The sequence below is a fragment of the Pseudomonas sp. GNP013 genome (genome assembly GCF_054343995.1).
On sequence record NZ_JBTGUT010000001.1, the window covers coordinates 290,492 to 309,867 of the forward strand.

General features: G+C 62.8%; 19 protein-coding genes. 14 read left to right on the top strand and 5 right to left on the bottom strand.

Annotated elements, in window-relative coordinates; translation table 11 throughout:
• Positions 1–118 precede the first annotated feature (118 nt).
• The 13 genes from ACXX81_RS01375 to ACXX81_RS01435 all read left to right on the top strand — a co-directional run bounded on the left by ACXX81_RS01375 (position 119) and on the right by ACXX81_RS01435 (position 12,601).
• Complete coding sequence (locus tag ACXX81_RS01375; RefSeq protein WP_209985192.1) at positions 119–1,384, top strand: glutamate-5-semialdehyde dehydrogenase; 1,266 nt, start codon at positions 119–121, stop codon at positions 1,382–1,384.
• Positions 1,384–2,028, top strand: a complete 645-nt coding sequence (gene nadD / locus ACXX81_RS01380) for a nicotinate-nucleotide adenylyltransferase (RefSeq protein ID WP_003237043.1) — start codon at positions 1,384–1,386, stop codon at positions 2,026–2,028. The genes ACXX81_RS01375 and nadD overlap by 1 nt, the downstream gene beginning before the upstream one ends.
• A 69-nt stretch (positions 2,029–2,097) precedes the next feature.
• Positions 2,098–2,592 (top strand): ribosome silencing factor, encoded by a 495-nt coding sequence (gene rsfS / locus ACXX81_RS01385; RefSeq protein WP_003237041.1) that lies wholly within the window; start codon positions 2,098–2,100, stop codon positions 2,590–2,592.
• 9 nt (positions 2,593–2,601) lie between these two features.
• Positions 2,602–3,069 (top strand): 23S rRNA (pseudouridine(1915)-N(3))-methyltransferase RlmH, encoded by a 468-nt coding sequence (gene rlmH / locus ACXX81_RS01390; protein ID WP_003176297.1) that lies wholly within the window; start codon positions 2,602–2,604, stop codon positions 3,067–3,069.
• 15 nt (positions 3,070–3,084) lie between these two features.
• Positions 3,085–4,983, top strand: a complete 1,899-nt coding sequence (mrdA, locus tag ACXX81_RS01395; RefSeq protein ID WP_209985190.1) for a penicillin-binding protein 2 — start codon at positions 3,085–3,087, stop codon at positions 4,981–4,983.
• A gap of 31 nt (positions 4,984–5,014) precedes the next feature.
• Positions 5,015–6,118 (top strand): rod shape-determining protein RodA, encoded by a 1,104-nt coding sequence (gene rodA, locus ACXX81_RS01400; RefSeq protein WP_057010160.1) that lies wholly within the window; start codon positions 5,015–5,017, stop codon positions 6,116–6,118.
• A 17-nt stretch (positions 6,119–6,135) separates the two neighbouring features.
• Positions 6,136–7,146, top strand: coding sequence for a lytic murein transglycosylase B (mltB, locus tag ACXX81_RS01405; RefSeq protein ID WP_209985187.1), 1,011 nt, complete (start codon positions 6,136–6,138; stop codon positions 7,144–7,146).
• Complete coding sequence (locus tag ACXX81_RS01410) at positions 7,146–8,156, top strand: septal ring lytic transglycosylase RlpA family protein (RefSeq protein ID WP_458571099.1); 1,011 nt, start codon at positions 7,146–7,148, stop codon at positions 8,154–8,156. The genes mltB and ACXX81_RS01410 overlap by 1 nt, the downstream gene beginning before the upstream one ends.
• 178 nt (positions 8,157–8,334) lie before the next feature.
• On the top strand, positions 8,335–9,492 hold the full coding sequence (locus tag ACXX81_RS01415) for a D-alanyl-D-alanine carboxypeptidase family protein (protein WP_065952059.1): 1,158 nt from the start codon (positions 8,335–8,337) through the stop codon (positions 9,490–9,492).
• 85 nt (positions 9,493–9,577) lie between these two features.
• The gene (locus tag ACXX81_RS01420; protein ID WP_003237028.1) at positions 9,578–9,853 is read left to right on the top strand and encodes a DUF493 domain-containing protein; all 276 of its coding nucleotides are present in this window, start codon (positions 9,578–9,580) and stop codon (positions 9,851–9,853) included.
• Entirely contained in the window at positions 9,853–10,500 is a 648-nt protein-coding gene (lipB, locus tag ACXX81_RS01425) for a lipoyl(octanoyl) transferase LipB (RefSeq protein WP_209985184.1), read from the top strand. Before ACXX81_RS01420 ends, lipB begins: the two co-directional genes overlap by 1 nt.
• 26 nt (positions 10,501–10,526) lie before the next feature.
• A complete protein-coding gene (gene lipA / locus ACXX81_RS01430; RefSeq protein WP_458572559.1) occupies positions 10,527–11,543 on the top strand; it encodes a lipoyl synthase in 1,017 nt (338 codons plus the stop codon).
• Between the two features lie 140 nt (positions 11,544–11,683).
• Positions 11,684–12,601 (top strand): S66 peptidase family protein, encoded by a 918-nt coding sequence (locus tag ACXX81_RS01435; RefSeq protein ID WP_322212008.1) that lies wholly within the window; start codon positions 11,684–11,686, stop codon positions 12,599–12,601.
• A 114-nt stretch (positions 12,602–12,715) separates the two neighbouring features.
• Here ACXX81_RS01435 and ACXX81_RS01440 read toward each other — a convergent pair whose 3' ends face one another.
• The 5 genes from ACXX81_RS01440 to leuS all read right to left on the bottom strand — a co-directional run bounded on the left by ACXX81_RS01440 (position 12,716) and on the right by leuS (position 18,750).
• A complete protein-coding gene (locus ACXX81_RS01440; protein ID WP_209985178.1) occupies positions 12,716–14,041 on the bottom strand; it encodes a lytic murein transglycosylase in 1,326 nt (441 codons plus the stop codon).
• Positions 14,042–14,102: 61 nt separating this feature from the next.
• Complete coding sequence (gene arfA, locus ACXX81_RS01445; protein ID WP_458571100.1) at positions 14,103–14,267, bottom strand: alternative ribosome rescue factor ArfA; 165 nt, start codon at positions 14,265–14,267, stop codon at positions 14,103–14,105.
• Positions 14,268–14,370: 103 nt separating this feature from the next.
• Entirely contained in the window at positions 14,371–15,408 is a 1,038-nt protein-coding gene (gene holA, locus ACXX81_RS01450) for a DNA polymerase III subunit delta (RefSeq protein WP_003237014.1), read from the bottom strand.
• A 39-nt stretch (positions 15,409–15,447) separates the two neighbouring features.
• Positions 15,448–16,053, bottom strand: a complete 606-nt coding sequence (locus ACXX81_RS01455) for an LPS-assembly lipoprotein LptE (protein ID WP_209985169.1) — start codon at positions 16,051–16,053, stop codon at positions 15,448–15,450.
• Between the two features lie 90 nt (positions 16,054–16,143).
• Positions 16,144–18,750, bottom strand: coding sequence for a leucine--tRNA ligase (gene leuS, locus ACXX81_RS01460; RefSeq protein WP_458571101.1), 2,607 nt, complete (start codon positions 18,748–18,750; stop codon positions 16,144–16,146).
• A gap of 262 nt (positions 18,751–19,012) precedes the next feature.
• Here leuS and ACXX81_RS01465 point away from each other — a divergent pair, with 262 nt between their 5' ends.
• Positions 19,013–19,330, top strand: coding sequence for a hypothetical protein (locus tag ACXX81_RS01465; protein ID WP_209985163.1), 318 nt, complete (start codon positions 19,013–19,015; stop codon positions 19,328–19,330).
• Positions 19,331–19,376 lie beyond the last annotated feature (46 nt).

Sequence of the window (19,376 nt, forward strand, 5' to 3'; positions counted from 1 at the left end):
TACCGCTGAACACCCGTTTTTTACAGTTCATTTCGACCATCCGCCCCTCACCGCTGTCAGTCGGGCGGCGTCACAGCTATAATCTGCCGCTTTCCTCTTTGGCCAAGTCTCTCTGACCATGACTGAGTCCGTTCTCGACTACATGACCCGCCTGGGTCGCGCAGCCCGCCAGGCCTCGCGGTTGATCGCCCGTGCGAGCACTGCGCAGAAGAACCGTGCCCTGCTGGCCGCCGCCGATGCGCTGGATGCCGCGCGCGCAGAACTTGCCGCCGCCAATGCACAGGATTTGGCCAACGGCCGCGCCAATGGCCTGGAACCGGCCCTGCTGGACCGCCTGGCGCTGACCCCGGCACGTATCGACGACATGATCGAAGGCCTGCGTCAGGTGGCGAAGCTGCCTGACCCCATCGGTGAAATCCGCGATATGCGCTACCTGCCGTCCGGCATCCAGGTTGGCAAGATGCGCGTGCCCCTGGGCGTGATCGGCATCATCTACGAGTCGCGCCCGAACGTGACCATTGACGCCGCGAGCCTGTGCCTCAAGTCCGGCAACGCCACCATTCTGCGTGGCGGTTCCGAGGCGATCCATTCCAACCGTGCCATTGCCGCGTGCATCCAGCAGGGCCTGGCCGTGGCCGAGCTGCCCGCCGAAGTGGTGCAGGTGGTGGAAACCACCGACCGCGCGGCCGTCGGCGCGTTGATCACCATGCCGGAGTTTGTCGACGTGATCGTGCCACGCGGTGGCAAGAGCCTGATCGAGCGCGTCAGCCGCGAGGCCAAGGTGCCGGTGATCAAGCACCTGGACGGCGTGTGCCACGTGTTCATCGACGTGGCCGCCGACCTCGACAAGGCGATCCGCATCGCCGACAACGCCAAGACCCATCGCTACGCCCCGTGCAACACCATGGAGACGCTGCTGGTGCACGCCGGCATTGCCGAGCGCGTGCTGCCGCCGCTGGCTGCCATCTACCGCGACAAGGGCGTGGAGCTGCGCGGTTGCGAGCGCACCCGTGCGCTGCTGGGCGCGGACGTGATCGAGGCCACCGAAGAAGATTGGTACACCGAGTACACGGCGCCCATCCTGTCGATCCGCATCGTCGACGACCTGGACCAGGCCATCGAACACATCAATAAATACGGCTCCAAGCACACCGACGCGATTGTCTCCGAGCATTTCAGCGATGCCCGGCGTTTCCTCACCGAAGTGGATTCCGCGTCGGTGATGATCAACGCCTCGACGCGCTTTGCCGACGGCTTCGAATATGGCCTGGGCGCGGAGATCGGCATCTCCACCGACAAACTCCACGCACGCGGCCCGGTCGGCCTGGAAGGCCTGACCAGCGAGAAGTACGTAGTGTTCGGCGACGGTCACGTGCGCACTTGATGGCTAAACGCATCGGGCTGCTCGGTGGCACCTTCGACCCCGTGCACATCGGCCATTTGCGCAGTGCACTTGAGGTTGCCGATGCGCTCGGGCTGGACGAGATGCGGGTGATGCCCAACGCGCGGCCGCCCCATCGCGACATGCCGCAGGTGTCGCCGCAGCAGCGTCTGGAAATGGTGCGCGTGGCAGTGGAGGGCATCGCACCGCTGGTGGTGGACGACCGCGAACTCAAGCGCGATAAACCGTCCTACACTGTCGACACCCTGGAGCTGATGCGCGCCGAGCTGGCCGCTGATGACCAGTTGTTTCTGCTTTTGGGCTGGGACGCATTTTGCGGCCTGCCCTCTTGGCATCGCTGGGAGGAACTCCTCCAGCATTGCCACATCCTGGTGCTGCAACGCCCGGATGCCGACAGCGAACCGCCGGATGCCCTGCGCAACCTGCTGGCCGCGCGGTCGGTAAGTGACCCCTTGGCCCTGACCGGGCCGAACGGGAATATTGCATTCGTCTGGCAGACCCCGCTTGCGGTGTCTGCCACCCAGATCCGTCAACTGCTGGCCAGCGGGAAGTCGGTACGTTTCCTGGTGCCTGACGCGGTCCTGGCCTACATCGATGCGCACGGGCTTTACCGTGCGTCGAACTGAAAAGGCGCGCTTGACCGCACGAACCGTCGTGCAGCAAGCGCCCGAACATATGAGCAAAACGAGTTTTTTATGACGAACAAAGACGTAAGCAAAGTTAAGCGTAAAGGCACCTTCAAAAGCGCCCCGCTGCCGGTTGAAGCCCACGTTGGCCCGGAGCTGGCTGGCGAAGAGCTGGTGAAAGTCGCGGTTGCCGCGCTTGAAGACGTGAAGGCCCAGGATATCCAGGTGCTTGACGTGCGCGACAAGCAGAGCATCACCGACTACATGATCATCGCCACCGGTACCTCCAACCGCCAGATCGGCGCGATGCTCGACAAGGTCCGCGAAGCCGTCAAAGCCCAGGGCGTCAAGCCATTGGGTGAAGAAGGCAAGGGCGACAGCGACTGGGTGCTGCTGGACATGGACGACGTGATCGTTCACATGATGACCAGCAACGCCCGTCAGTTCTACGACCTGGAGCGCCTGTGGAAAGGCGCCGAGCAGAGCCGTGCCGCCGATGGCAAGCACCACAGCCCGGAAGTGGGCCACGCGCACTTCGACAAGCTCAACAAAGACCAGGAATAAGGAACGGCTGTGCGCCTGCGTCTGATCGCTGTCGGTTCACGCATGCCCAAGTGGGTGGAAGAAGGCTGGCATGAGTATGCCAAGCGTCTGCCGGCCGAGCTGTCGCTTGAGCTGGTGGAAATCCCGCTCAACACCCGGGGCAAGAATGCCGACGTGGCGCGCTTTATCCGTCAGGAAGGCGAGGCCATGCTGGCCAAGGTCGGCCCCAACGAGCGCATCGTCACCCTCGAAGTGCACGGCAAGCCCTGGAGTACCGAGCAACTGGCGGTGGAACTGGACCGCTGGCGTCTGGATTCGCGCACGGTCAACTTCATGGTCGGTGGCCCTGAAGGGCTGGCGCCGGAAGTCTGTGCGCGGGCCGATCAGCGCTGGTCGCTGTCGGCGCTGACGTTGCCGCACCCGTTGGTAAGGATTCTGATCGGTGAACAGCTGTATCGCGCCTGGACAGTCCTGTCCGGGCACCCTTACCACAAATAATCTGCGCCGCGCCCGATGACTCAGCCGATCCGCATCAAGGACCACGAGAAAGACGCACGTCTGGTACGCGCTCGGGTCGTGTTTGGTGCTTTCCTGGTGGTGGGGCTGATCGGCGTGCTGGTCGCGCGCCTGTATTTCCTGCAGGTGATCCAGTACGACTATCACTCCACGCTGTCGGAAAACAACCGCGTGCACGTGCAGCCGATCCCGCCGACCCGTGGGCTGATTTTCGACCGCAACGGCGTGGTGGTTGCCGATAACCGCCCCAGCTTCAGCCTGAGCATGACCCGCGAACGCTCCGGCGACTGGCAGCAGGTGCTCGATGTGATCGTCGAGGTGCTGCAACTGACGCCGGAAGACCGGGTGATCTTCGAAAAACGCATGAGGCAGGGGCGCCGGCCGTTCGAGCCGGTGCCGATTCTGTTCGAGCTGACCGAAGAGCAGATCGCGCGCATCGCGGTGAACCAGTTCCGCCTGCCCGGCGTGGAAGTGGTGGCGCAGTTGGTGCGTCATTACCCGCAGGGGCCGCACTTTGCCCACTCGGTCGGCTATATGGGGCGCATCAACGAGAAAGAGCTCAAAAGCCTCGATCCGGTCAATTACAGCGGCACCCATCACATCGGCAAAACCGGCATCGAGCGCTTCTACGAGCCCGAGCTGCACGGCCAGGTGGGTTACGAAGAAGTCGAAACCAACGCGCGAGGCCGCGTGCTGCGCGTGCTCAAGCGCACCGACCCGGTGCCCGGCAAGGACATCGTGCTGAGCCTGGACATCAAGCTGCAGGAAGCCGCCGAAATGGCCCTGGGCGGTCGGCGCGGCGCGGTAGTGGCCCTCGACCCGAACACTGGCGAGGTGCTGGCGATGGTCAGCCAGCCGAGCTTCGACCCCAACCTGTTCGTGACCGGCATCAGCTTCAAGGCCTACGCCGAGTTGCGTGATTCCATCGACCGACCGCTGTTCAACCGCGTGCTGCGCGGCCTGTACCCGCCTGGCTCGACCATCAAGCCGGCGGTGGCGATTGCCGGCCTGGACGCGGGCGTGGTCACCGCTTCCAGCCGTGTGTACGACCCGGGCTACTACATGCTGCCCAACTACGACCACAAATACCGCAACTGGAACCGCACCGGTGACGGCTATGTCGACCTGGACACCGCGATCATGCGCTCCAATGACACCTATTTTTACGACCTGGCCCACAAGCTGGGGATCGACCGTCTGGCGGCCTACATGGGCAAGTTCGGCCTCGGTCAGAAAGTCTCCCTGGACATGTTCGAAGAATCCCCCGGTCTGATGCCATCACGTGAATGGAAGCGCGCGACCCGTCGCCAGGCGTGGTTCCCGGGTGAAACCCTGATTCTCGGCATCGGCCAGGGCTACATGCAGGCCACCCCGCTGCAACTGGCCCAGGCCACCGCGTTGGTGGCCAACAAAGGCATCTGGAACCGCCCGCACCTGGCCCGGACCATCGAAGGCGAAAAACCGGTGGATGAAAACCCGATTCCCGACATCGTGCTGCGCGACCCGTCCGACTGGGCCAAGGTCAATCACGGCATGCAGCAGGTGATGCACGGCGCCCGGGGCACCGCGCGCAAGGCCGCGCTTGGCGCGCAGTACCGCATTGCCGGCAAGAGCGGTACGGCGCAGGTGGTGGCGATCAAGCAGGGCGAAAAGTATGACCGCAGCAAGGTTCAGGAGCGTCACCGTGACCACGCCTTGTTTGTCGGCTTTGCCCCGGCCGACGCGCCAAAAATCGTGGTGGCGGTGATGGTCGAGAACGGCGAATCCGGCTCCGGTGTGGCTGCGCCGGTGGTGCGCCAGATCATGGACGCCTGGCTGCTGGCCGACGACGGCAGGCTCAAGCCCGAGTATGGCGGCCCCCCTTCAACCCCCGAGGTGACGGCCCGTGAAGAGTAATTTTGACCGCATCCTCTCCAGCGAGGACGTGATGCGTCGTCGCGCGACGTTGCTGCAGCGCATGCACATTGATGGCCCGCTGCTGATCCTGCTGCTGACCCTGGCGGCCGGCAGCCTGTTTGTGCTGTATTCGGCCAGCGGCAAGGACTGGGACCTGCTGATCAAGCAGGCGTCGTCGTTCGGCCTGGGCCTGTTGTCGATGGTGGTGATCGCGCAGTTGGAGCCACGCTTCATGGCGCGCTGGGTGCCGCTGGGGTATGTCGCCGGGGTGTTGCTGCTGGTGGTGGTGGATGTGATGGGCCACAACGCCATGGGCGCGACACGCTGGATCAACATTCCCGGGGTGATTCGCTTCCAGCCGTCGGAATTCATGAAGATCCTGATGCCGGCCACCATTGCCTGGTACCTGTCCAAACGCACCTTGCCGCCGCAGCTCAAGCACGTGGGTATCAGCCTGATCCTGATCGGCATCCCGTTCATCCTGATCGTGCGCCAGCCCGACCTCGGCACCTCGTTGCTGATCCTCGCCGGCGGCGCCTTCGTGCTGTTCATGGGTGGCCTGCGCTGGCGCTGGATCCTCAGCGTGCTGGCGGCTGCGGTGCCGGTGGCGGTGGCGATGTGGTTCTTCTTTATGCACGACTATCAGAAGCAGCGGATCCTCACGTTCCTCGACCCCGAAAGCGATCCGCTGGGCACCGGCTGGAACATTATCCAGTCGAAGGCCGCGATCGGTTCCGGTGGTGTGTTCGGCAAGGGCTGGTTGCTGGGCACCCAGTCGCATCTGGACTTTTTGCCCGAAAGCCACACCGACTTCATTATCGCGGTGCTGGGCGAAGAGTTCGGCCTGGTGGGCATCTGTGCGCTGCTGCTGATCTATTTGCTGCTGATCGGGCGGGGCCTGGTGATCACCGCGCAGGCGCAGACGCTGTTCGGCAAATTGCTCGCCGGCGCCTTGACCATGACTTTTTTTGTTTACGTTTTCGTCAACATCGGTATGGTCAGTGGCCTGCTGCCGGTGGTAGGGGTGCCGTTGCCGTTCATTAGCTACGGCGGAACTTCGCTGGTGACATTGCTGTCAGCGTTTGGGGTTTTGATGTCGATTCATACGCATCGCAAATGGATCGCACAGGTTTGAATAAGGTGAAGATGTCAATGCAAGTAATGCGCGGCTGGGCGACTCGGCATGCATCCTGGATGGGCCTGATCGGGCTGCTCGGTGCATCGCAGGAGACGCAGGCCGGTGACTACGATGGCTCTCCCCAGGTCGCCGAATTTGTCGGCGAAATGACCCGCGACTACGGTTTCGCCGGTGAACAGCTGATGGGCGTGTTCCGGGAGGCGCAGAAGAAGCAGGCGATCCTCGACGCCATCTCGCGCCCGGCCGAACGCGTGAAGCAGTGGAAGGAATATCGCCCGATGTTCCTCACCGATGCCCGCGTGGCCCGGGGCGTGGACTTCTGGCGTCAGCACGAGGCGGTGCTGGCCCGCGCCGAGCAGGAGTACGGCGTGCCGGCCCAGGTGATTGTTTCGATCATCGGCATCGAAACCTTCTACGGGCGCAATACCGGCAATTATCGGGTGATCGATGCCTTGTCGACCCTGGGCTTCGATTACCCGCCGCGCGCCGATTTCTTCCGCAAGGAGCTGCGCGAATTTCTCCTGCTGGCCCGCGAAGAGCAGGTCGACCCGCTGACCCTCAAGGGCTCCTATGCCGGTGCCATGGGCCTGCCGCAATTCATGCCGAGCAGCTTTCGCGCCTATGCGGTGGATTTTGACGGCGACGGCCACATCAATATCTGGAGCAACCCGGACGACGCCATTGGCAGCGTTGCCAGCTACTTCAAGCGCCATGGCTGGGTGGCTGGCGAACCGGTGGTGGTGCGCGCCGACGTCAGCGGCGAACGCGCCGACGAAGGTTTGACTCAAGGCATCGAACCGGTCAAGACCGTTGGGGAGTTGCGGGCGCTGGGCTGGTCGAGTCAGAATGCGCCCGGCGACGATCTGCCGGTGACGGCGTTCCGCCTTGAAGGCGAAAAGGGTCCTGAATACTGGATGGGCCTGCAGAATTTTTACGCAATCACGCGTTATAACCGCAGTGTGATGTACGCCATGGCCGTGCATCAGCTGTCAGACATGCTGGTCCAAGCACGGGGCACCAAGTAATGCGGGCATCGCCGTTCCATAAACCGCTCAAGCTGGTGGCGTTTGCCGCGTTGTCCTTGCTGGTTGTCAGTTGTTCCACGTCCACTCCCACCAGCCGTGGGCCGGTGCCCAAGGCCGGTGGCGCAATCGTCCGTGCCCAGCCGGGCCTGGACATCAACCGCGCGCACAAGGACGGCGCGCCGTGGTGGGACGTGGATGTGTCGAAGATCCCGGATGCCACGCCGACCCTGCACACCGGCCCCTACAAGGCCAACCCCTACACCGTGCTGGGCAAGAATTACTTCCCGCTGCAGGACTCCAAAACCTACGTCCAGTCGGGCACGGCGTCCTGGTACGGCACCAAGTTCCACGGTCAGAACACCGCCAATGGCGAGGTCTATGACCTGTACGGCATGAGCGCGGCCCACAAGACATTGCCGCTGCCCAGCTATGTGCGGGTGACCAACCTGGACAACAACCGCACGGTGATCCTGCGGGTCAACGACCGTGGGCCGTTCTATTCCGACCGTATCATCGACTTGTCCTATGCCGCCGCGAAGAAACTCGGCTATGCCGAAACCGGCACCGCGCGGGTCAAGGTCGAAGGCATCGACCCGGCCCAATACTGGGCCCAGCGTGGCAAACCGGCACCGTTGATGCTCAACGAGCCGCGCACCGTGCAGCCGCAAGTGACCGCCTCCACCGGCAAGATCGAACAATGGACACCACCGCCTGCGCAGCACGCCCCGGACACCGTGGTCGTGCCCCAGGCCGCACCTGGCGCGTCCATGGCCGGCGGGCAATTCCTGCAGGTGGGCGCTTTCGCCAACCCGGATGCGGCAGAACTGTTAAGGTCCAAACTCAGCGGCATGGTCAACGCGCCGGTATTCATCAGCTCCATCGTGCGTAACCAGCAGACCCTGCACCGTGTACGCATGGGCCCGATCGGCTCGCCGAGCGAGGTCGCGCAGGTGCAGAACAGCGTACGCCTGGCCAACCTGGGGCAGCCCAAGCTGGTCACCGCCGAATAAACCCGATTGAAGGTTCAGGCTCCTGCGGGGCTCGAACCCTGGTTGCTGGCTCGTTGAACAACAAAAACCCGGGGGCAAGGGGTGAGCGGGCAATCGAACACGCGACAGTCTGGCAACGGACTGTCTGAATAAGTTTTGCCCGCGAGGGCAAGTTTCCATACGCAATTTCGAGAGACGGATGAACATCACCACCTTAGCCAAACGCACGTGCCTGCTTATCTCGCTGATCATCACCCCGGCCGCCTGGGCGGTTGAAATGGTGCCGGCTTCCCCGCAACTGGCCGCCAAGGCCTGGGTCCTCATGGATGCCGCCAGCGGCAACGTGCTGGTCGAGAACGGCGGTGACGTGCGCCTGCCGCCCGCCAGCCTGACCAAGCTGATGACCGCCTACATCGCGACCCTGGAAATCCGTCGCGGCCAGATCGGCGAGAACGATCCGGTCACCGTCAGCGAAAACGCCTGGCGTACCGGCGGTTCGCGGATGTTCATCAAGGTCGGCTCGCAGGTCACCGTGAGCGACCTGCTGCACGGCATCATCATCCAGTCGGGTAACGACGCCAGCGTGGCCCTGGCCGAACACATCGCCGGCAGCGAAGACGCGTTCGCCGACATGATGAACAAGACCGCCGGCGACCTGGGCATGACCAACAGCCACTTCATGAACCCGACCGGCCTGCCGAACCCTGAGCACTATTCGTCGGCTCACGACATGGCGATCCTGGCCCGCGCGATCATCCGCGTCGACCCGGTGCACTATGCGATCTACTCCCAGAAGGAATTCTTCTGGAACAACATCAAGCAGCCCAACCGCAACCTGTTGCTGTGGCGTGACAAGACTGTCGATGGCCTGAAAACCGGCCACACCGACGAAGCCGGTTACTGCATGGTGTCGTCCGCTGTACGTGATGGCCAGCGCCTGATCGCCGTGGTATTCGGCACCAACAGCGAGCAGGCCCGTGCGGCCGAGACGCAAAAGCTGCTGACCTACGGCTTCCGTTTCTTCGAAACCCAGACCTTCTATCAGAAGGGCACCGAGCTTGCGACCGCACCGGTGTGGAAGGGCGCGACCTCCCAGGTCAAGGCCGGCCTGGCCGACGATCTGACCCTGACCATGCCTAAAGGCCAACTGAAGAAGCTGGCTGCCAGCATGACCCTGAACCCGCAACTGGTTGCGCCTATCGCCAAGGGCGATGTGATCGGTAAAGTCGAAGTGAAGCTGGACGACAAGGTGGTGCACAGCGCCGACCTGATCGCGCTCGACGCCGTCGACGAAGGTGGTATCTTCCGCCGCGTGTGGGATAGCATCCGTCTGTTCTTCTACGGCTTGTTCAACTGATTGTGTGCACCTGCAAAACCCCGCGTTGATCCGACGCGGGGCTTTGCCCGTCGCCACGGCTTACCGCTTACGAGGCTGTTCTGCCATGACCGATAAAGAAGTGAAGGCGCCAAAGATCGAGTTCCCGGTGACGGACTATCCCGTCAAGGTGATCAGCGATACCGGTGCAGGCAACAAGGACAAGATCCTCGAGATCGTGCGTAAACACGCGACGATCAACGACAACCGGGTGGACGAGCGTTCGAGCACCAACGGTAAATACACCACGATCCAGTTGCACATCGTTGCGACCGGTCAGGAACAGCTCTACGACATCAACAGTGAACTGCGGGCCACCGGCTTCGTGCACATGGTGTTGTGATGCCCTCAGTCCTGGGCTTTCGCGAGCTTGGCCAGATGGCCTATGAGCCCGTGTGGCATGCCATGCAGCGCTTCACCAACGAGCGCGGCACTTCGGCCCCGGATGAAATCTGGCTGGTGGAGCATCCGCCGGTGTTCACCCAGGGCCAGGCCGGCAAAGCCGAGCACCTGCTGGTGCCGGGTGATATTCCAGTGGTGCAGGTCGACCGAGGTGGCCAAGTGACTTACCATGGTCCCGGCCAACTGGTGGCTTACCTGCTGCTGGATGTGCGCAAGCTGGGGTTTGGCGTGCGCGACCTGGTGAGCCGCATGGAGGCGTGCCTGATCGAGCTGCTGGCCAGTTATGGCGTGAGCGCCGCAGCCAAGCCCGATGCACCCGGCGTGTACGTGGACGGTGCGAAAATCGCCTCGCTGGGGTTGCGCATCCGCCATGGCTGTTCCTTTCATGGCCTGGCCCTGAATGTGGACATGGACCTGGCGCCATTTCGTCGCATCAACCCCTGTGGTTATGCGGGGCTTGCGATGACGCAACTGAGCGAACACGCCACACCGATTAAATTTGCCGAGGTAAGTGCCCGGCTGCGCGCGCAGCTCGTCAAACACCTCGACTATGCTGAGCAGACGACCCTCACGGGCGGAATCGACTGATTATGACTACTGATGCAGTGCAAACCATGATCCCGACGCTGGACATCACCGAGCGTCCGGCCCCGGCCCCGCGTGCCAAGGTGGAAGCCGGCGTCAAGCTGCGTGGCGCCGAGAAGGTTGCACGCATCCCGGTCAAGATCATTCCCACCACCGAACTGCCGAAGAAACCCGACTGGATCCGCGTGCGCATCCCGGTTTCGCCGGAAGTCGACCGTATCAAGGCCCTGCTGCGCAAACACAAGCTGCACAGCGTGTGCGAAGAGGCGTCCTGCCCGAACCTGGGCGAGTGCTTCTCCGGCGGCACCGCCACCTTCATGATCATGGGTGACATCTGCACCCGTCGCTGTCCGTTCTGCGACGTCGGCCATGGCCGTCCGAAGCCGCTGGACGTGAACGAGCCGCAAAGCCTGGCCATCGCCATCGCCGACCTCAAACTCAAATACGTGGTGATCACCTCGGTGGACCGCGACGACCTGCGTGACGGCGGTGCCCAGCACTTTGCCGACTGCATCCGCGAAATCCGCAAGCTGTCGCCGAACGTGATGCTTGAAACCCTGGTGCCGGACTACCGTGGCCGCATGGACGTGGCGCTGGAAATCACCGCTGCCGAGCCGCCGGATGTGTTCAACCACAACCTGGAAACCGTGCCGCGCCTGTACAAGGCCGCGCGTCCGGGTTCGGACTACCAGTGGTCGCTGACCCTGCTGCAGAAATTCAAGCAGATGATGCCGCACATCCCGACCAAATCCGGCCTGATGCTGGGCCTGGGCGAAACCGACGAAGAAGTGATCGACGTCATGAAGCGCATGCGCGAACACGACATCGACATGCTGACCCTCGGCCAATACCTGCAACCGTCGCGCAGCCACTTGCCGGTGCAGCGTTTCGTGCACCCGGACGTCTTCGCCTGGTTCGCCGAGGAAGGCTACAAGATGGGCTTCAAGAACGTGGCGTCGGGCCCGTTGGTACGTTCGTCGTACCACGCCGACGAGCAGGCCAAACTGGTCAAGGCCAGCCTGGTTTCCGCCTTGAGCGCTGAGTAACACCGCAGGCCTGAAGTGCAGGAAGGGCCAATGTGGGAGGGGGCTTGCTCCCGATAGCGGTGTTTCAGTCACCTGATGTATTGACTGTCACACCGCCATCGGGAGCAAGCCCCCTCCCACTTTTTGCATGGAGAACATGGATGAACGCCGCCGTACCCGCATTGCGCCCCGAAGGCACCATCGCCCTGATCGCCCCGGCCGGCCCCGCCGCGCTGGACCTGGAAAAAGCCGAGCAATGGATGCGCAATCGCGGCTACGACCTGCGCATCTACCCCGGTGTGTATGAACGCGACGGCTACCTTGCCGGCAGCGATAAAACCCGCCTCGCCGACCTCCATGCCGCCTTCGCTGATCCCGATATCGATGCCATCTTCTGCCTGCGCGGCGGCTACGGCACGCCACGTCTGCTCGACAGCCTGGATTTCGGCCTGCTGCGCGCCAACCCCAAACCCTTTGTCGGCTACAGCGACATCACCGCCTTGCACCTGGCGATCAACCGCTATGCGGGCTTTGTGACCTTCCACGGGCCGATGCTCAACGCCGATCTGCTGGGCGACAAGCAGCCACCCACCGAGTCCTCGTTGTTCAGCCTGCTGCGTGGCCAACTGGGCACTGGCAGCGAGTTGGCGCACCCTGTCGCCTTCCCGCTGACCACCCTTGAGCCGGGCATCGCCCGTGGGCGCTTGCAGGGTGGAAACCTGTCGATGATCGCCGCAGTGATGGGCACGCCGTTTGAAATCGACGCGCAAGGCATCATCCTGTTTATCGAGGACATCAACGAGCCGATCTACCGCATCGACCGTCTGCTCACGCACTTGCGCCTGGCCGGCAAGCTGGCGCAGGTCGCCGGTGTGTTGGTGGGGGATGTAGCAGGGGTGGACGGCATGGCGTTGGAACGGCTATTGAAGCAGACCTTCGAACCGCTCGGCATTCCGGTACTGGCCGGCTGGCGCAGCGGGCACTGCGATCCCAACCTGACGTTGCCGCTGGGCGCAGTGGTTCGCCTGGATGCGGGGGAGCAGCGGGTGGTGCTGGAGCAGGATGTGGTCTTTAAATAATGGTTGCCTGGCATGCCGTCATCGGGAGCAAGCCCCCTCCCACACGTTGAATGTATTCACAGTTCAAAGGTGGGAGGTGCTTGCTCCCGATGACGGTAGTCGCCATAAGCGAATCTAGCGGTTCTGCAGAGACTCCAGCAACTTCACCGTCGCATACCCGTCCGCCGGCCAGCCCAGCGCCTGCTGCGCCGCGCGAATCGCCTTGCGCGTATTCGCGCCGATAATCCCGTCCGGGTTGCCCGCGTCATAGCCCTTGGCGGTCAGCGCTGCCTGCAGGTCGATGCGTTGGGAGCGGCTCAGCGGCAATTCATCCTTGGGCCAGTCTCCACGAATCACACCCCCGCCACCAAACCGCTCCGACAGCAGGCCAACCGCCAGTGCGTAGGAAGAGGAGTTGTTGTACTTGAGGATCGCGCGGAAGTTATCCAGCACCAGGAACGCCGGGCCACGGTAACCGGCTGGCAGCAGCAGGGCGGCGGACAGTTGGTCGACGTTGGGCGGCATGCTTGCCCCCGGTGGCAGCTGAATGCCGAGTTTCAGCCACTCGGCCACGCTCTTGCGCACGCTGCCGTCGGCCAGGGCGTAATCGAAGTGGGTCGGCAGTTGTTTCACCTCGAAGCCCCACGGCTGGCCTTTCTGCCAGCCGGAGCTTTGCAGGTAATGCGCGGTGGAGGCGAGGGCGTCGGCCGGGCTGTTCCAGATATCGCGGCGGCCGTCGCCATCGAAGTCCACGGCGTGGGTGTTGTAGGTGGTCGGGATAAATTGGGTCTGACCCATGGCGCCGGCCCACGAGCCTTTCATCTGGTCGGCCTGGATATCGCCATGCTGGATGATCTGCAGCGCGGCGAGCAATTGCGCCTGGGCAAATGCCGGGCGGCGGCCCTCATAGGCCAGGGTGGCCAGAGAGCGGATGACCGAGTTATTGCCCTGGAACGCGCCAAAATTACTTTCCATTCCCCACACCGAGACCAGCGCCTGGCGGTCGACGCCATAGCGTTGCTCGATGCTCTGCAGGGTATCGGCGTACTTGATCAGCAGCGCCTGGCCATTGCGCACGCGCACCGCCGACAGGGCACCGTCGAGGTACTCCCACACCGGGCGGGAAAACTCCGGCTGGCTGCGGTCGGCGCGAATCACCGCCATGTCGGGGGTGACGTTGGCGAAGGCGTTATCAAAGACGGCGGGTGTGATCCCGGCTTTCAGCGCGTCCACGCGGAACCCGGCCTGCCATTCGGCAAAAGTCTGGGTGGGCTGGATATCAAGATTGTCCACCGCCAAAGGTGCAACCACGGCAGGCGCTACGGCCGGCACGGTCTGGATTTTCGGCAGAGGCTGGGCGTCGGCGGCGGTGGGTTTCTCGGCGCAGGCGACAAGCAGAATAAGGCTGGAGGCAGCAATCAATTGGCGCAGGTGCCAACGACGGGAAAGACTAGAGGGCATGCACAGGTCCAGGGGTTACAAATCAAGTGCAGACCTTATCATGCCGGAGGGGCGCTTGCCTTCAGGCAGCCAGAAAGTAAGAAGCCTCCCAGCTGTCAGACTGGAAGGCTTCGCGGCGGTAGCTGCCTTTGCCCTTGCTGGCGCGTTCCTGGCGGCTGCGGAACAGTGGCTGGGCGATGATGGATTTGGCCTTGTTGGGGCCATTCCTGGATGGCTTTTTGCTCATGATGAGTACTCTTGATGGATGAGTGGAACGGCGCAAATAATCGGCCGAATCGGCGGGGCTGTAAAGCCTGAGAATTGTAAATACAGATCAAAATGCGGCGGGGTTATTCGGCGGGCAGTGTGAGGCGCTGGCCGGCCATCAATAGCGACAAACGGCTCAGACTCATCCACGGCGAGCCCGCCGCCTGGCCCTTGATCTGTGCATCGATACGCTGCGCCTCCAGCAACAATTGCGCCCAGCGTTGCGCCGTGTGCCGTTGCAGGGCTTTGCTCATCAGCGGCTTGCGCTTGTCCCACACCGGTGGGCGGGCCTGGCTGAAGCATTTGTCCAGTGGCGTGCCCTGGCTGTATTGCAGTGCGATATTGGCCAGTACCCGCAGCTCGCGGGCCAGGGCCCATAGAATCACCGGCGGCTCCACCCCTTCGCCGCGCAAGCCTTCGAGCATGCGCAGGGCATGGGCCGGCTCACCGTTGAGGATAGCGTCCACCAGCCCGAACACGTCAAAGCGCGCACTGTCGGCCACCGCACCTTGCACGGTTTCGACGGTGATCTGTCCGTCTTCAGCCATCAACTTGAGCTTTTCGATCTCCTGAGCGGCGGCCAGCAGGTTGCCCTCGACCCGCGCGGCAATCAGCTCCACAGCGTCTTGTGTCGCCGACAACCCTGACTGGGAAAGGCGTTGACGAATCCACTGCGGCAACTGGTTGCTGTCCACCGGCCAGATCTGGATGAACTGCGTCTGCGCGCCTTCCACCAGCGCCTTGCCCCACTTGGTTTTCTGCGCACTGCCGTCGAGCTTGGGCAGGCTGATCAGCAGGACCGTGTCCTCGGCCGGCCGTGCGCAGTATTCCATCAGCGCCGCCGCGCCCTTGTCACCGGGCTTGCCCGAGGGCAGGCGCAGTTCCAGCAGGCGCTTTTCGGCAAACAACGACATGCTGGCGCCGGCTTGCAGCAACGTACCCCAGTCGAAACTGGCGTCGGCGCTGAACACCTGGCGTTCGTCGAAACCTTGCTGGCGCGCGGCGCTGCGAATGGCGTCTGCCGCTTCCTGGCACAGCAGCGGGTCATCGCCGCTGACGATGTACACAGGCGCAAGGCCACCTTGCAGGTGTTTGGCGAGTTGGGCGGGGGCAAGTTTCATAGGCGGGGCGAACGGGGCGCCTGGGGCGCCCCGTCTGGCTTACTCGACAGGGACTTCAACAGGCGATTGTTTCGGCGTGTTGTTTTCGTACTCTTGCGCAGCTTTCAAGGCATCGGCGTCAGCCTTGGCCTTGTCGTCAGCGCGTTGCTGCAATGTCTCAAGTTGTTGCGGGGTCAGCAGCGAAAGGCGCAGGACCATGCGCTGGACCAGATCACGCCGCATTTCCTTGCGCACCTGAATGATTTGCGAGTCAGAACCTACCAGGTTATTGCCGTCGTGGCTGACGACCTTCTGTACCTGGATCTTGTCACCCATCAATGGCAGCTTGTCACGGCCCTGGATCTCGAAGGTCAGCTCGGTGCTCAGCTCGATGTCCGAGGCACGGCCGGCGCTGGCGTAGCTCAGGTTGCGCTGGGTGTCTCGCTCGTCGGCCAGGAACAGCTTGTAGGGCGCGCCGGTGTAGATGTGCACGCCGCTGCTTTCCATGACCTGACGCAATTGCGTCACGGTTTCGCCGTAGGCGTTGCGGGCGCTGACGTCCCATTCCTTGATCGCCAGTTCATTGGTGCCGGTGCCGCGCAACTGGAAGCCGCATGCGCTCAGCAGCACGGCAAGGCCCATCACCAGCAAATTGCGTTTGATCATTTTTGTTGCTCCCCTTGAAACCAGGCGGGCCTTATCGAGGCCCTGAAGGTTTAGTTCGGCGCAAGGCTCAAGCCTTGCGCCCGATCCGATTTAGCTGGCGACGATATTGACCAGTTTGCCCGGCACCACGATCACTTTGCGGATCGTCAGGCCTTCGGTAAAGCGCAGCACGTTCTCGTTGACCCGCGCCGCCGCTTCAACCTCTTCGCGACTCGCACTGGCGGGCATGTCGATCTGCCCGCGCAGTTTGCCATTGACCTGGATCACCAGTTGCAACGTGTCCTGCACCAGCGCGCTGTCATCCTGCACCGGCCACCGCGCATCGATGACTGCCTCGTTGTGGCCCAACCGGCTCCACAACTCATGGCTGATGTGCGGTGTGATCGGGGCGAGCAACAGGGTAACCGTTTCCAGGCCCTCCTGAATCAGTGCGCGATCCTGCTCGGTGGTTTGCGGGGCTTTTTCCAGCACGTTCATCAGTGTCATCACCTGAGCGATGGCGGTGTTGAACTTGTGGTTCTGGCCCACGTCCTGGCCGGCTTGCTTGATGGCCAAGTGGGTGCTGCGGCGAATGGCTTTCTGCTCGTCGCTCAGCGCGGCCACGTCCAGTTTGCCGGGCAGGCCCTGGCTGACATGGGCGTGGGCCAGGCGCCAGACGCGTTTGAGGAAGCGGTGCGAGCCTTCGACGCCGGAGTCGGACCATTCGGCGCTCATGTCCGGTGGCGATGCGAACATCATGAACAGGCGGCAGGTGTCGGCGCCGAACTGATCGATCATCGACTGCGGGTCGACGCCGTTGTTCTTGGACTTGGCCATTTTCTCGGTGCCGCCGATTTCCACCGGCAGGCCGTCGGATTTCAGTTTGGCGCTGATCACCTTGGCCTTGCTGTCACGCTCCAGTTCCACGTCCGCCGGGTTGAACCAGGTGTAGGCACCATTGGCTTCGCGGCGATAGTAGGTCTCGGCGATCACCATGCCCTGGGTGAGCAGGTTCTTGAACGGCTCATCGGAACTCACCAGGCCTTCGTCACGCATCAGCTTGTGGAAGAAGCGCGCGTAGAGCAGGTGCAGGATGGCGTGTTCGATACCGCCGATGTACTGGTCCACCGGCAACCAATGGTCGGCTGCGGATTTTTCCACCAGGCCGCCTTCATAGTGCGGCGAGGCGTAGCGGGCGTAGTACCACGAGGACTCGACGAAGGTGTCCATGGTGTCGGTTTCACGCTTGGCCGGCGCGCCGCATTTGGGGCAGGCGCACTCGTAGAACTCGGGCATGCGGGCCAGCGGGGAACCGGCGCCATCGGGCACTACGTCTTCAGGCAGCACGACCGGCAACTGGTCTTCCGGCACCGGCACATCGCCGCAGGTGTCGCAGTGGATGATCGGGATCGGGCAGCCCCAGTAGCGCTGGCGGCTGATGCCCCAGTCGCGCAGGCGGAACTGGGTGCGTGAGGCGCCGAGGTTTTTCTTGATCAGCGCCACTTCAATGGCGTCGAAGGCGCCGGCGAAGTCCAGGCCGTCGAATTCGCCGGAGTTGATCAGGGTGCCGTGTTCGCCATAGGCGTCTTGCCACGGGGCCGGGTTGGTATCGCCGGAGCTGGTACGCACTACTGACTTGATCGGCAGGTTGTACTTGGTGGCGAATTCGAAATCACGCTCGTCGTGCGCCGGCACTGCCATTACAGCGCCATCGCCGTAGTGCATCAGCACATAGTTGGCGACCCACACTGGCAGTTTTTCGCCGGTCAGCGGATGCTCGACGAACAGCCCGGTCGGCAGGCCTTTTTTCTCCTGGGTGGCGACGTCGGCTTCGGCCACGCTGCCGCCCTTGCACTCGGCGATGAACGCCGCAAGCTCGGGATTGTTCTGTGCGGCCTGGGTGGCCAGCGGGTGTTCGGCGGCCACGGCGACGTAGGTCGCGCCCATCAGGGTGTCGGGGCGGGTGGTGAAGACCTTGAGTGCGCCCGCTTCGCCGATGGACTCGACGTGATACGGGAACTGCACTTCCATGCCCTTGGATTTGCCGATCCAGTTGCGCTGCATGGTCTTGACCTGTTCAGGCCAGCCCGGCAGGTCGTCGAGGCTCGACAGCAACTCATCGGCGTAGGCGGTGATCTTGAAGTAGTACATCGGGATCTGGCGCTTTTCGATGACCGCGCCGGAACGCCAGCCGCGACCGTCGATCACCTGCTCGTTGGCCAGTACGGTCTGGTCGACCGGGTCCCAGTTCACGGTGCCGTTCTTGCGGTAGATCACGCCTTTTTCGAACAGGCGGGTGAACAGCCATTGTTCCCAGCGGTAGTAGTCCGGCTTGCAGGTGGTCACTTCGCGGGACCAGTCCACCGCCAGGCCCAGGCTGCGCAGCTGGGTCTTCATGTAGGCGATGTTTTCGTAGGTCCACTTGGCGGGCGCCACGTTGTTCTTCATCGCGGCGTTTTCCGCCGGCATGCCGAAGGCGTCCCAACCCATGGGTTGCAGGACGTTCTTGCCGAGCATGCGCTGATAGCGCGAGATCACGTCGCCGATGGTGTAGTTACGCACGTGCCCCATATGTAGCTTGCCGCTGGGGTAAGGGAACATCGACAGGCAATAGTAAGTCTCCTTGCCTGGCTGTTCGCTGACTTCAAAGGACTTTTGCGCGTCCCAGAAGGTTTGTGCGGCATTTTCTATTTCACGGGGCTGGTAATGTTCGTGCATGGCTACTTTTGAACTGAATAGGGGTGGCCTAATCCTCTTCGGTGCAGCGTTAGGGCTGAGCGACACCGATGCGCGGCGCGTGCATGCCCAAACCCTGCGGGAAGTGGAGTTACAGGAAGCGCCGTAGCATACATGACCCCACTCTATCGAGGGAAACCCTGATTGCGCACGCCAGGCCGTCTGTCGCGGCGCCAGGCAGGCCCGGCCACTGGGTCTACGCTGTTGAGTGGGGAGCGAGTCTTATCTTCAATGAGGTGAGGGGATGGTCAAATCGCAGCGAATGTTAACCAAACCGGATGTCTACCAAGGACTGATCGACCGCTTGGGTCGTGCGTTGGATGCCGCCAGCACCGCGGGTCGATTGCGTGATGAACGCCCCGTCGAGCTGGAGCTGCGTGGCCTGAGCCGCGCAGAGCTGGAACTGATCAAGGCTTACCTGGAAAAAAACGAACGCTCGACGCCTGGCCGTGTGGCTTCCCCGCCACCGAGCGCGCCGACACAGTCGGCGAAGGTGGTGTGGCTCAAGGATGCAGCGCGCGAGCGCGGTCCGGCAACCCATCGGGCCGACCGGTTCAAGTGATGCACCCCCCATGTGAAGCTTTGCGCTGAACCCTGATACACCTTAG